Here is a 12,106-nt window from a genome sequence, read left to right on the forward strand (position 1 = left end):
TGCAGGGATACATCGGGTATGTCGGATTTAACGCCCGTTCGAGCGCGCTCAGCGCGCGGCGCGGATCGCGGCGGCCATCTTTGCCGGGTCGTGGCCCGCGCGCACGCCGTCGAAGAGGATGGCCGAGCCGGCGATGTGGTCGGTGCGCAGGTGCAGGATCTCCTGGTACTCCGGCGAGTCGTACCACGACCGCGCCGCGTCCAGGTCCGGGAACGCGATGATCACCACGGTGCCCGGCCACTCGCCCTCGCGGACCTCGACCTGCGGCCCGTGGACGATGAACTCCCCGCCGAACGGTGTGAGCGTCGCCCCGATCCGCTCCAGGTAGGTGAGGACGTCCTCGTTCGTGGTGGGGGTGTGCAGGTGGGCCAGTGCGTATGCGGTCATGCCCCGATCGTCACCGGGGCGACGGCATGGTGTCGATGACCTCGGAGGTAATGGCCGCGTCGAGCAGCGCGCCGGCGGTGCGCACGGCCAGGCCGCCGAGCGGCTCGGCCCGCATCACGGCGCGCACCGAGCAGCCGTCGAAGACCGCCGTCAACTGCGCCGCCAGGACCTCGGGGTCGGGGGCGTGCAGCTGCCGGGCGAGGCGTTCGAAGTACGACTCGAGCAAACGCTTGAAGTGCAGCGCCACGGTGCTGGCGCGGTGGCCGGGATCGTGGAGCTCGACGCTCGTGTTCACGAACGGGCAGCCGTGGAAGCCGGCGCGGCCGGAGTCCTCCTCCAGGCGCTCGAACACGTGCAGGATCCGCTCGCGCGGGGTGAGGCCGGCGTCGTCCGGCGGGAAGTAGCCCTCGACGGTCCGCGGGCCGTGCGTGCGGAGAGCCTCGGCGACCAGGTCCGCCTTCGTCTCGAACAGCTGATACATCGTGCGCTTCGACACGCCCGCGGTCTGGCACAGCTTCTCGACGCCGACCGCCCCGATGCCCTCGGAGTAAAAGAGTTCGGCGGCGGTAGAGAGGAGCCGTTCGCGCGGAGAGGTCACGTCATGAGACTAGCGCGACACTGGACGATCGGAAACCGATCGGTTTACAGTCGATCCCAGCGGAAACCGATCGGTTTCCACCGGCAGCGAGGGGCTCGCGATGCGGATTCAGGACGCGGTGGTACTGGTGACAGGCGGCAACCGGGGGCTCGGCAAGGCGTTCGTGGAGGGTGCCCTGCAGCGCGGGGCGCGGAAGGTGTACGCCGGGGCGCGCGACCCCGGCACCGTCACGACGCCGGGCGCCGTCCCGCTGGCGCTCGACGTGACCGATCCCGACTCGATCGCCCGCGCGGCGGCCGCGGCGGGCGACGTGACGTTCCTGGTCAACAACGCCGGCATCTCGGTGCGGGCGAGCCTGCTGACGGGCGACCTCGACGACGTGCGGCGCGAGTTCGAGACGAACTTCTTCGGCCCGGTCGCGGTGACCCGGGCGTTCGCCCCGATCATCGTCGCCAACGGCGGCGGACACCTGCTCGACGTGCACTCGGTGCTCTCGTGGATCAGCCAGGGCACGTCGTACAGCGCGAACAAGGCCGCGCTGTGGCAGGCCACCAACGGCTTCCGCCTGGAGCTGGCGCCGCAGGGGGTGGGCGTCACCGGCCTGCACGTGGGCTACGTCGACACCGAGATGGCGGCGCACGTCGACGGCCCGAAGGTGCGCGCGGAGGACGTGGTGCGGCAGGCGTACGAGGGCGTCGAGGCCGGCGCCTTCGAGGTGCTGGCCGACGACATCACCCGCAACGTCAAGCGGGGCCTGTCGGCGGCGCCCGAGGCGCTCTACCCCCAGCTGGTGTCGGCCTGACCCCGACGGGGCCAGGCTGTCGCGCCGCACTAGCGTGGCGACCATGGACAAGGTCACCATCGTCACCGGCGGCAGCCGGGGGATCGGCGCCGCCGCCTGCCTGCGGCTGGCCCGGGACGGGCATCGGATCGCGGTCGGCTACCAGCGTGCGGCCGCCGCCGCCGAGGACATCGCGGCGGCGGTCCGCGCCGACGGCGGCCACGCCGTCGCCGTCCGGGCCGACACCGCCGTCGAGGACGACGTCGTCCGGCTCTTCGACGCCGCCGCGGCCGAGCTGGGGCCGGTCACCGGGCTGGTGAACAACGCCGGGGTCATCTCGCCGCTGGGGCGGCTGGCCGACCTGCGCACCGAGGACCTGCGGCACGTCATGGAGGTCAACGTCATCGGTGCCTTCCTCTGTGCCCGGCAGGCCGCCCGGGTGCTCACCGACGGCGGCGCCATCGTCAACGTGTCCTCCGGGGCGGCGACGCTCGGCAGCCCGCACGACTACATCCACTACGCCGCCAGCAAGGCCGCGCTCGACGCCCTCACGATCGGACTGGCCAAGGAACTCGCCGCGGAAGGCATCCGGGTCAACGGCGTCGCCCCGGGCTTCATCGACACGGACATCCACCTGGCCAGCGGCGACCCCGACCGCGCCGAGCACGTCGTGGGCCGCATCCCGATGGGGCGCCTCGGCACGCCCGACGAGATCGCCGAGGCCATCGCCTGGCTGCTGAGCGACGCCGCCTCCTACGCGACCGGCACCACCATCCGCGTCGCCGGCGGCACCTGAGCCGGCCCTCAGGGTTTGAGGCAGGCCTCCAGGGCGTCGTACATCGCGTCGCCGCGGTCGTGGTCGGCCAGGTGCCGGGTCACGTAGGCCAGCCAGTAGTCGGTCTCCAGGTCTCCGCCGGCCGATGAGCCACCGATGCCGCCCATCCCCACCCAGGACCCGTCGCGGCGCCAGCCCAGCGTCCACTCCGCGTCCTCCTCGAGCAGGCGGTCGTGGGCGTGGACCTGCGTCGACAACGCCGCGGTCAGCAGCTCCGCCGGCAGGAGCGACGGCAGGCGCTGGTACAGGCCGGCCAGGCCGCGGGCTGTCGTGTGGCCGTTCACCGCCGGCAGCTCGCCGTGGCGCCACGCCGGGCCGTTGAGCACCGCGGTGTCCAGCAGGTCCGGCGGGTTGCCCAGCGCGCGGGCCCACAGGTCGCCGTGGCCGTGGACGGACAGCGAGGGCCAGTCGGGGGAGCCGTGCTCGACCTCGGCGCAGCGCGCGTCGTCGACAGGGGACAGTCCGAAGTGGAAGTCCACGCCGAAGGAGCGCACCACCGAGCCGATCGTCTCGCCGGTCGCGCCCCGCAGGATCGCGCCCAGGATGTTGCCGTAGGTCAGCGCATGCTCACCCACCGCCGTCCCGGGCTCCCACTCCAGCGGCGACGCGGCGATCGCGGCGGTGAACCGGGGCCAGTCGAGGGCGTCGGCGGCGGTCAGCGGCGCGGCCACCGCGGGCAGGCCGGCCTGGTGGGCCAGGGCGTGGCGGACCGTCGCCGAAGGGTGCGGGAAGTCCGGCCAGTAGCGGGCGATCGGGGCGTCCAGCTCGACGCGGCCGTCGGCGACCCGGGACAGCACCGCCAAGGCCGCCACCGGCTTGCTCGCCGAGAAGACCGTGACCAGCGTGTCCGGCTCCCACGGCCGGGTCCGGGCGGCGTCGGCCCAGCCGCCCCACAGGTCGACCACCAGCTCGCCGCGCACGTAGGCGGCGCACGACGCGCCGGTCTCCGCGCCGCTGTCGAGCGACTGCCGGAACACGTCCGCCACGGATTCGAAGCCGGGGGCCACGCCGCCGCCCATCGGGGTCCTCACGCGGCACACTGTAGCGTCACGCGGCGTTCATCCCGCGGGGTTTTGCTGTCGGCCGTGCGCAAGCTGCTTGTGGTCGGCATGGACGGCCTGAACTGGACCGTCGCCGAGGCGGCCGGGATGCCGGTCCTCAAGGGCCTCGCCGCCGAGGGCGCGGTGGGCCACAGCCTGGTGCCGTGCCCGCCGGTCGCCGAGTCGTCGAGCGGCCCGGGCTGGTCCACGATCGCGACCGGCGTCTGGCCCGACAAGCACGGCGTGCGCGACAACGGCTTCGCGGGCGCGCGCTACGCCGCGTTCCCCGACTTCCTGACCCGGATCTCCCAGCGGTACCGCACGTACTCCGCGGTCGGCTGGGCCGAGCTGCACCGGCGGGGCACGTTCGGGCCGGAGGTGGGCGTTCGGGTCACGTTCGACGGCGAGGCCGACGGCTACGACGCCGCCGACGCGCGCGTGACGGCGGACGCGACCGGGCGGCTGCGCGACGTGGACGCCGCCTTCGTGTACCTCGGCCACACCGACGACGTCGCCCACACCGTCGGGACGGGGACGGCCTACCGGGTCGCCGCCGAGGAGCAGGACCGCCAGCTGGGCCGGCTGCTCGCCGCCCGCGGCCCCGGCGAGTGGCTGGTCATCGTCACCACCGACCACGGCCACCGAGTGCCGGACGGCGGGCACGGCGGCTGCCGCGAGGACGAGCGCGGCACCTGGATCGTCGCGGCCGGGCCGGGCATCCCGGCGGGCGCGCGGCCCCCGGGGACGGGTCAGGTCGACGTGGCGGCGACCGCGCTGTACCACTTCGAGCTGACCGCGGAGCTGGACGGCCGTCCGTGGCAGGAGGCCGTGCGATAGAACAGCGGGATGACCAGCGCAGTGGACGGCGGGGTGCCCTCGCACGGGCGGATCCCGAAGTACTACGCCGTGAAGGCACAACTGCTGAACCTCCTCTCCGAGCTGGGGGAGGGTGCGCTGCTGCCCGCCGAGCGGGACCTGGCCGCGCGGTTCGGCGTGTCCCGCTCGACGCTGCGCCAGGCCATCTCCGAGCTGACCGTCGAGGGGCGGCTGCGGGCGCACCGGGGCCAGGGCACGTTCGTGGCCGCGCCGAAGATCGTCCAGCCGCTCGCGCTGGTGAGCTACACCGAGGCGCTGCGCGAGGCGGGTCGCCGGCCGGGCCGGCGCGTGGTGACCGTCGAGGAGGTGCCGGCGCCGCCCGAGCTGGGCGAGGGGCGCGCCTGGCACCTGGAGCGGGTGCTGCTCGCCGACGACGAGCCGCTCGGCGTGGAGAGCACCTACCTGCCGGTCGGGCGGTTCCCGGACCTGCTCGACGGGTTCGACCCGACGACGTCGCTCTACGCCCACCTGGCCGGGCGCTACGGGGTCCGGCACGCCGAGGCCACCGAGCGGATCGAGACCGTCCTGGCCACGCCTCGCGACGCGCTGCTGCTCGGCACCAACCCGGCCGTGCCGCTGCTGCTCATGCAGCGGCTGTCCGTCGACCGGGCCGGTGCGGCGATCGAGTGGGTGCGCTCGCTGTACCGCGGGGATCGCATTGGCTTCGAGACCCGTCTCCGGGTAGATTAAAGGTCCAGACCTTTAATCAAGTGGGGTGACCGGTGCGGATCGTCATCGTCGGCGGCGGGGTGCTCGGCACCATGCACGCCTGGCATGCGGCACAGCGGGGCCACGAGGTGGTGCACCTGGAGCGCGAGGCCGAGGCGCGCGGCGCGTCGGTGCGCAACTTCGGCCTGGTGTGGGTCTCCGGCCGCGCGGAGGGCCCCGAGCTGGCGACCGCGCTGCGGGCCCGCGAGCTGTGGGCGGAGATCGGCGCGCTGGTCCCCGGCGTCGGCTTCCGCGGCAACGGCTCGCTGACCCCGTGCCGCACCGAGGCCGAGCTGGCGGTGGCCTCGGCGGCCGCCGGCCTGGACAGCGCGGCGACGCGGGGCTGGCGGCTGCTGTCCCCGGCCGAGGCGCGGGCGCTCAACCCCGCGCTGCGGGGTTCGTTCCTCGGCGCGCTGCACTGCGCCCTCGACGGCGCCGTCGAGTCGCGCGTCGCCCTGCCCGCATTGCGCGCGGCGCTCGCCGACTCGGGGCGCTACACCTGGCTCCCCGGCCGTGAGGTGCGCAACGTGTCGTCGAGCGGCGTCGTCGACGACCACGGCGAGACCCACGCCGGCGACCAGGTCGTGCTGGCCACCGGCGCCGCGCTCGGCGGGCTGGTCCGCGAGCTGGCCCCGGCGCTGCCGGTCCGGCGGGTCTGGCTGCAGATGGCCCAGACCGAGCCGCTGGGGGAGGCGCTGACCACGTCGGTCGCCGACGCCGACAGCTTCCGCTACTACCCGGCCTACGACGCGGCGCCGCTGAACGGGCAGCCGCAGCCGCCGGTCGCCGCCGAGCATGCGATGCAGCTGCTGATGGTCCAGCGCCTCGACGGCGGCCTGACCATCGGCGACACGCACGCCTACGCGGAGCCGTTCCCGTTCGACGAGCTCGAAGCGCCGTACGACCACGTCACGCAGGTCGCGTCCGAGCTGCTGGGCCGGCCGCTCCCGCGGATCGTCAGGCGGTGGCACGGGGTGTACGCCCAGTGCCTCGACCCGGCGGCCGTCGTCCACCGTTCGCAGGTTCTGCCCGGCGCCTGGCTGGTGACCGGACCGGGCGGCCGCGGCATGACCTGTTCCCCCGCAATCGCCGAGCAGACGGCCGAGGAGTTGTCGTGGTAGCACTGGTGGTCCTGGACATGGCGGGCACGACGGTCCGCGACGACGGCCTGGTCGAGCGGGCGTTCACGGCGGCGATCGCCGAGCAGGGCGTCGCCCCGGACGACCCGGCGTACGCACCGATGCTCGCCCACGTCCGCGCCACGATGGGCGAGTCGAAGATCAGCGTCTTCCGCCACCTGCTGGCCGGCGACGAGGCCCGCGCGCAGGCGGCGAACGCGGCGTTCGAGGCGGCGTACGGCGACCTGGTCGACGCCGGCCACTGCGCCGAGATCGAGGGCGCCGCGGCGGTGGTCGAGGCGCTGCGCACCGCGGGCGTGCGGGTGGCCCTGACGACCGGCTTCTCCCGGGCGACGGCCGACCGCATCCTGGCCGCGCTGGGCTGGCGATCCCTGGCCGACCTGACCCTCGTCCCGGCCGAGGCCGGCCGCGGCCGCCCGCACCCCGACCTGGTCCTGACCGCCGTCCTCCGCCTGGAGATCGACGACGTGCGCGAGGTGGCGACGGCCGGCGACACGACCTACGACATCCTGTGCGGCCTGCGCGCCGGCGCCCGCACCGTCACGGGCGTCCTGACCGGCGCCCACGCGGCCGAGGCACTGTCGGCCACGGGCGCCACCCACGTCCTGCCGTCCATCCGCGACCTCCCCGCCGCCCTCGACCTCTGATTCGTGATCACGTTCTGACCCGGGCTACTGGTACGTCCTCCGGCTGGGCCGCACCGCCTCCTGCAGCAACGCCAGCCGGGTGGCCCCGACAACGACGATCGCCAACGCGAGGCGCCACACGGCAACGCCGAACTCCACGGAGGTGATGTGCCCGGGCCCGAACCGCCCCGGCACTCCCGACAACAGCGGGAAGCTCGCCGCGAACAGCAGCAGGGCGACCCCGGCCGCGGCGGGCGCGACCCAGATCCGCCGCGGCCGCTCGAACGCCGCCCACGCGATCCCGGCCACCACGACGGTGCCGGTGATGATGACCATGGCCACCGCGATGGCCACCGGCCGATGCCCGTCCAACCGGCTGGCCGCCGCGATCCCCCACCCGGTCCACTCATCCCCACCGCGAGCGATCAGCGCCTCGGCCGGCAGCAGCTGACCCTGCAGGGTGAACGTGTTGTCCTCCCTGGCCCAGGGCAGCGAGAGCGCCAGCAACGCGGCGACGGCCCCGACAAGCGCCACGACCCGCGCGCCGAGGCCGGCTGGGGTAGGGCCGGATGCATTCGGTGCGGTCATGCCCGTAGACCGTAGTGGATCGGCGAGGCTCGCCGCCGGTCGGGTTTTCGACCGCATAACCCTGAGATTCGCCTGTCGGGGACATTCCCCGATGCGGGGTGTGCCGGTGAGCGGGCAGGCTTACGGCCACGGAACTCCGAACGGGGGGACGGCGGCGGCGCAGGGGGTTTTGGGGGAGCGCCGCCGCCATCGGGCCGGTGGGGTGGTCGCGCCGTAGGCTGGCCGGTGTGAAGAGCTTTCCACTGGGCGGGCGGAAGGTGCACCGGGTCGGGTTCGGGGCCATGCAGTTGCCCGGGCGCGGGGCGTTCGGGCCGCCTCGGGATCGGGCCGAGGCGCTGGCCGTGGTGCGGCGGGCCGTGGAGCTGGGCGTCGACCACATCGACACGGCTCAGTATTACGGGCCGGACGTCGCCAACGAGCTGCTGCGGAGCGCGCTGTATCCGTATCCCGAGCGGCTCGTCATCGTCAGCAAGGTCGGGGCCGAGCGGGATGCCCGCGGTGGGTGGGTGCCGGCGCAGCGGCCCGAGCAGCTGCGGGCCGGGGTGATCGAGAACCTCAAGGCCCTCAAGCTCGAGCGGCTCGCCGTGGTCAATCTGCGGCTGACCGGGCAGGGGGAGTTCGGGGAGCAGCTCGACGCGATGATCGCCATGCGCGACGAAGGGCTCATCGGCGGGATCGGGCTCAGCAACGTCGAGGTGGGCCAGTTGCGGGAGGCGCTCGGGCGGACCGAGATCGCCTGCGTGCAGAATCCGTTCAACCTCGTCGATCGCGGATCCGAGGAGGTACTGCGGGAGTGCGCCGAGCGCGGGATCGCGTTCGTGCCGTTCTTTCCGCTCGGGGCCGCGTTCGGGCGGGAGCGGGTGCTCGGGCATCCGCGGGTCAAGGACGTCGCGCGGCGGCTCGACGTCACGCCCGCGCAGGTGGCGTTGGCCTGGGTGCTGGCCGTGGCGCCGAACACGCTGCTCATTCCCGGCACCTCGCGGCTGGAGCACCTCGAGGAGAACCTCGCCGTCGCGCACCTGCGGCTCGACGAGGGGTCGCTGGCCGAGCTCGGGGTGGTCGGGGCCATCGGGCCGAGTGCGACCAAGCACGGCGCCGCCGAGGCCGAGCCCGCGACCAAGCCGGGCCGGGACGGTGCGCGATGAGCAAGCGGAAGGTCGCCAACCTGCTCGCCCTCGCCGCGCTCGCGTACCTCAGCCGGGCGCCGATGCACCCGTACGAGCTGAGCAAGGCGCTGCAGGCCAACGGGGACGCGCGCAGCATCAAGTTCAACCACGGGTCGCTGTACATGGTGATCCAGCAGCTCGCCAAGGCCGGCTTCGTCGCCGAGCAGGCCACCAGCCGGGACGGGCAGCGGCCGGAGCGGACCGTCTACGCGATCACCGGGGAGGGGCGGGCGGAGCTGCGGGAGTGGCTGCGGGAGCTGGTCGAGCAGCCGCAGCACGAGTATCCGGCGTTCGTCTCCGCGCTGTCGCTCATCGGCGCGCTGGAGCCGGCCGAGGTCGTCGACCTGCTCACCACGCGCCTGCGGACGCTGGAGACCGTCGCCGCCGCGACGCAGCAGGGCATCGATCAGGCCGAGCAGGCGGGCGTGCACCCGTTGTTCCTGGTCGAGGAGGTGTACCGGGGAAGGCTCCTCGACGCCGAACGGGCCTTCGTCGCCGACTTCATCCAGAAGATCACCGACGACTGGGGCCCGACGTGGGCCGCCTTCCACGAGGAGTTGCGCGCGAATAGTTGACTCTGACTAGTCAGAACTGGATAGTGGAGCCATGAAGGCGATCGTCATCGGGGGCGGCATCGCCGGCCCGGTCGCGGCCATGGCGCTGCAGAAGTCAGGGATCGACGCCCGCGTGTTCGAGGCGTACAGCGGCACGGCCGACGGCGTGGGCGGGGCGCTGAGCATCGCCCCCAACGGCCGCACCGCGCTGCAAGCCATCGACGCCGGCCATGTCGTCGAGCGGATCGGCACTCCTATGGCCGGCATGGTCATGCAGAGCTGGACGGGCAAGCGGCTCGGCGAGTTCGGCAGCCCGCCCGAGCTGCCGCCGATGCTGCTGGTCTGGCGGGCCGAGCTGTACCGCGCGCTGTACGACGAGGCCGTCAAGCGCGGCATCGCGTTCGAGCACGGCAAGAAACTGACCCACATCGATGGCGACAACGTCCGGTTCGAGGACGGGACCACCGCCACCGCCGACGTCATCATCGGCGCCGACGGCATCCGCTCCACCACCCGGCGCCTGATCGACCCGGCGGCGCCCGAGCCGCGGTATGCGGGGCTGCTCGGCTTCGGCGCGCGCCTCGCCGACCTGGACGGCCTCGACGACACCCGCGACAAGATGCACATGGTGTTCGGCAAGCAGGCGTTCTTCGGGTACCAGGTCGGCAAGGGCGAGGGCGGATGGTTCGCCAACCTGCCGCACCGCACGCCGATGAGCGCCGCCCAGGCGCGCGAGGTCGGCAACGCCGAGTGGCTGCGGCGGCTCGCCGAGGTGTTCCGCGAGGACCGGGTGCCGGCCGTCGAGCTGATCCGCCGCACCGAGCCGGACGAGCTGGTCGTGACCGGCGGCCTGGAGGACATTCCCTCGGTACCGACGTGGCACCGGGGCAACGTCGTGCTCATCGGCGACGCCGCGCACCCGACCAGCCCGAGCTCCGGGCAGGGCGCCTCCCTCGCGATCGAGAGCGCGGTCCAGCTCGCCCGATGCCTGCGGGACCTTCCCCGGGAGCAGGCCTTCCAGCAGTACGAGCGGATCCGCCGGCACCGCGTGGAGCGGATCATCAAGATGGCGGCGCGGACCAACAGCGACAAGGCGGCCGGTCCCGTCGCCCGGGTGCTGCGCGACCTGCTCATGCCGACGCTCATGCGGCTCGCGCGGCCCAGCTCGTTCGCCTGGCAGTTCGACCACCCCATCGACTGGGACGCACGTGTCGCGTTGCCGACCTGACCGTCGGTGAGGGATTGCTACGGTGCGTGCATGCGGCTGGCGACGTTCAACGTTGAGAACCTCTTCGCGCGGGCGAAGGCGCTGCGGGACGCGGGGCAGCCGGCGCTGACCGCGTTCGAGACGTTCAACCGGATCGCGGCGAAGCCCGAGTACTCCGACGACGACAAGGCGGCGATGCTTGACGCGCTGCAGGCGCTCGGCGTCCTGGTGTCGACGCGGGCCGGCCGGCGGCTCAACAGGGAGCAGTTCGAGACCGCGTGGGCGGTCCTGCGGGAGAACCGCGGCGACTTCCTCGCCGCGCCCGACGACCGCGAGCCGCGGATCGTCGCGCGCGGGCGGGCGGACTGGACCGGCTGGGTCGAGCTGACCGTCGAGCCGGTCGACGAGCAGTCGACCCGGATGACCGCGCGGGTGATCGGCGACGTCGCCGCCGACGTCCTGTGCCTGGTCGAGGCCGAGAACCGCCCGGCCCTCGTCCGCTTCAACGACGAGCTGCTCGGCGGCCGCTACGGCCACGCGATGCTGGTCGACGGCAATGACGCCCGCGGCATCGACGTGGGCCTTTTGTGTACCGCGGAGATCGACGTCGACTGGGTCCGCAGCCACGTCGACGTCCCGGACCCCGGCCGCCCCGGCAAGCGCCTGTTCAGCCGCGACTGCCCGCTGTACAAGCTGCGGCTGCCCGGCGGCACCGACCTCTACCTGCTGCTGAACCACCTCAAGAGCCAGTCCTTCACCGGCGGCGACCCCGACCCGTTACGTTCGCGCCAGAGCGCCGAGGTGCGCGCGATCTACGACCGCCTCCGCGCGGCCGGCGCCACCTACGTGGCGATCATGGGCGACTTCAACAAGGGCCCGGACCGCCACGACCCGAAGCACCACCCGACCCTGGAGCCGCTGCTGGATCCGGGGACGCCGCTGGTCAACGCGTACGACCTGGACGCGTTCACGGGCCTCTACGATGCGAGGGACGAGGGTCGCGAGCGGCCGGGCAGCTTCCAGTCGTGCACCCTGGGCAACCGCCTCGACTACCTCCTGCTCTCCCCGGAGCTGGCCGAGCGCGTGACGGCCGGCGGCGTCTTCCGCAAGGGGCTGTGGGGCACCCCGACGAACAAGCACCCGCCGAGCCTCTGGACGGTCTACGAGGACCTGACCGCGTCCCGCCATGGCGCTTCGGACCACGCCGCGGTCTGGGTGGACGTCGACCTCTGACCGGACTTCGTGCGTGCTCCTTCATAAACGTTGGTCGATCTACCCTCATCTTGATCTCAGCTGGCCGGCGGCGTCGCTGGTTCGGCTGATGGGGCGGCCGCTTCTCATGATCGCGGACGTTTCTGGTCGGTTTTCGGTACACAAACGTCCGTGATCATGAGAACCGGCTCGCGACGAGCCGGGCGGGCGTGCGGTGCCGGTGGCAGCCGGCGGTGGGACGGCCACTCCACCACGAGCGTGTCGCCGACCGCCAGGGCGCTCCAGCGCTCCTGAGCCGCCCGCAGCGCGGCCACCGCGGCGCGGACGCGTCGTCCCACCATCCCCCGGCCGTGCCGACCGCCACAACGCATTTGCTGCTGGAACACAAT

At 73.3% G+C, this 12,106-nt stretch carries 14 protein-coding genes; 10 read left to right on the forward strand and 4 right to left on the reverse strand.

Annotation, left to right across the window (positions count from 1 at the left end):
- Positions 1-48: 48 nt before the first annotated feature.
- Together IEZ31_RS41310 and IEZ31_RS41315 are read right to left on the reverse strand one after the other, a co-directional pair.
- Positions 49-387 (reverse strand): DUF1330 domain-containing protein, encoded by a 339-nt coding sequence (locus IEZ31_RS41310; RefSeq protein ID WP_190255579.1) that lies wholly within the window; start codon positions 385-387, stop codon positions 49-51.
- 10 nt (positions 388-397) lie between these two features.
- Positions 398-985 carry a TetR/AcrR family transcriptional regulator gene (locus IEZ31_RS41315; RefSeq protein ID WP_190255580.1) on the reverse strand — a complete coding sequence of 196 codons (588 nt, stop codon included), beginning with the start codon at positions 983-985 and terminating at the stop codon, positions 398-400.
- A gap of 100 nt (positions 986-1,085) precedes the next feature.
- Between IEZ31_RS41315 and IEZ31_RS41320 the strand changes: the two genes are divergently transcribed.
- Complete coding sequence (locus IEZ31_RS41320) at positions 1,086-1,787, forward strand: SDR family oxidoreductase (RefSeq protein WP_190255581.1); 702 nt, start codon at positions 1,086-1,088, stop codon at positions 1,785-1,787.
- Between the two features lie 43 nt (positions 1,788-1,830).
- The gene (locus IEZ31_RS41325; protein WP_190255582.1) at positions 1,831-2,562 is read left to right on the forward strand and encodes an SDR family oxidoreductase; all 732 of its coding nucleotides are present in this window, start codon (positions 1,831-1,833) and stop codon (positions 2,560-2,562) included.
- Positions 2,563-2,570: 8 nt separating this feature from the next.
- Here the strand turns inward: IEZ31_RS41325 and IEZ31_RS41330 are convergent, their stop codons facing one another.
- On the reverse strand, positions 2,571-3,632 hold the full coding sequence (locus tag IEZ31_RS41330; protein WP_190255583.1) for a serine hydrolase domain-containing protein: 1,062 nt from the start codon (positions 3,630-3,632) through the stop codon (positions 2,571-2,573).
- 54 nt (positions 3,633-3,686) lie between these two features.
- Here IEZ31_RS41330 and IEZ31_RS41335 point away from each other — a divergent pair, with 54 nt between their 5' ends.
- From IEZ31_RS41335 to IEZ31_RS41350, 4 genes are read left to right on the forward strand one after another with little or no spacing between them, the layout of a single operon-like run.
- Positions 3,687-4,478, forward strand: coding sequence for an alkaline phosphatase family protein (locus IEZ31_RS41335; RefSeq protein ID WP_229836502.1), 792 nt, complete (start codon positions 3,687-3,689; stop codon positions 4,476-4,478).
- Positions 4,479-4,487: 9 nt separating this feature from the next.
- Entirely contained in the window at positions 4,488-5,207 is a 720-nt protein-coding gene (locus IEZ31_RS41340; protein ID WP_190255584.1) for a GntR family transcriptional regulator, read from the forward strand.
- Between the two features lie 32 nt (positions 5,208-5,239).
- Entirely contained in the window at positions 5,240-6,346 is a 1,107-nt protein-coding gene (locus IEZ31_RS41345) for a TIGR03364 family FAD-dependent oxidoreductase (RefSeq protein WP_190255585.1), read from the forward strand.
- Positions 6,340-7,011: a phosphonatase-like hydrolase gene (locus IEZ31_RS41350; protein WP_190255586.1), complete on the forward strand. Its 672-nt coding sequence runs from the start codon at positions 6,340-6,342 to the stop codon at positions 7,009-7,011. Before IEZ31_RS41345 ends, IEZ31_RS41350 begins: the two co-directional genes overlap by 7 nt.
- A gap of 24 nt (positions 7,012-7,035) precedes the next feature.
- On the opposite strand, the gene IEZ31_RS41355 is transcribed toward IEZ31_RS41350, so the two are convergent.
- Positions 7,036-7,578, reverse strand: a complete 543-nt coding sequence (locus IEZ31_RS41355) for a hypothetical protein (RefSeq protein ID WP_190255587.1) — start codon at positions 7,576-7,578, stop codon at positions 7,036-7,038.
- 227 nt (positions 7,579-7,805) lie between these two features.
- Between IEZ31_RS41355 and IEZ31_RS41360 the strand changes: the two genes are divergently transcribed.
- The 4 genes from IEZ31_RS41360 to IEZ31_RS41375 are packed head-to-tail and all read left to right on the forward strand — an operon-like array spanning position 7,806 to position 11,738.
- The gene (locus IEZ31_RS41360; RefSeq protein WP_190255588.1) at positions 7,806-8,723 is read left to right on the forward strand and encodes an oxidoreductase; all 918 of its coding nucleotides are present in this window, start codon (positions 7,806-7,808) and stop codon (positions 8,721-8,723) included.
- Positions 8,720-9,319 (forward strand): PadR family transcriptional regulator, encoded by a 600-nt coding sequence (locus tag IEZ31_RS41365; protein ID WP_190255589.1) that lies wholly within the window; start codon positions 8,720-8,722, stop codon positions 9,317-9,319. The genes IEZ31_RS41360 and IEZ31_RS41365 overlap by 4 nt, the downstream gene beginning before the upstream one ends.
- 31 nt (positions 9,320-9,350) lie before the next feature.
- On the forward strand, positions 9,351-10,526 hold the full coding sequence (locus tag IEZ31_RS41370; protein ID WP_190255590.1) for an FAD-dependent oxidoreductase: 1,176 nt from the start codon (positions 9,351-9,353) through the stop codon (positions 10,524-10,526).
- A gap of 30 nt (positions 10,527-10,556) precedes the next feature.
- On the forward strand, positions 10,557-11,738 hold the full coding sequence (locus IEZ31_RS41375; RefSeq protein ID WP_190255591.1) for an endonuclease/exonuclease/phosphatase family protein: 1,182 nt from the start codon (positions 10,557-10,559) through the stop codon (positions 11,736-11,738).
- Positions 11,739-12,106: the final 368 nt, after the last annotated feature.

Source organism: Dactylosporangium sucinum, from assembly GCF_014647515.1.
Taxonomy (GTDB): Bacteria; Actinomycetota; Actinomycetes; order Mycobacteriales; family Micromonosporaceae; genus Dactylosporangium; species Dactylosporangium sucinum.

What these genes read in the sequence shown, in the direction of transcription:
- IEZ31_RS41310 (WP_190255579.1), bottom strand. Translation starts at nt 387, where the DNA reads ATGACCGCATACGCACTGGCCCACCTGCACACCCCCACCACGAACGAG.
- IEZ31_RS41320 (WP_190255581.1), top strand. Translation starts at nt 1,086, where the DNA reads ATGCGGATTCAGGACGCGGTGGTACTGGTGACAGGCGGCAACCGGGGG.
- IEZ31_RS41325 (WP_190255582.1), top strand. Translation starts at nt 1,831, where the DNA reads ATGGACAAGGTCACCATCGTCACCGGCGGCAGCCGGGGGATCGGCGCC.
- IEZ31_RS41340 (WP_190255584.1), top strand. Translation starts at nt 4,488, where the DNA reads ATGACCAGCGCAGTGGACGGCGGGGTGCCCTCGCACGGGCGGATCCCG.
- IEZ31_RS41355 (WP_190255587.1), bottom strand. Translation starts at nt 7,578, where the DNA reads ATGACCGCACCGAATGCATCCGGCCCTACCCCAGCCGGCCTCGGCGCG.
- IEZ31_RS41365 (WP_190255589.1), top strand. Translation starts at nt 8,720, where the DNA reads ATGAGCAAGCGGAAGGTCGCCAACCTGCTCGCCCTCGCCGCGCTCGCG.
- IEZ31_RS41370 (WP_190255590.1), top strand. Translation starts at nt 9,351, where the DNA reads ATGAAGGCGATCGTCATCGGGGGCGGCATCGCCGGCCCGGTCGCGGCC.
- IEZ31_RS41375 (WP_190255591.1), top strand. Translation starts at nt 10,557, where the DNA reads ATGCGGCTGGCGACGTTCAACGTTGAGAACCTCTTCGCGCGGGCGAAG.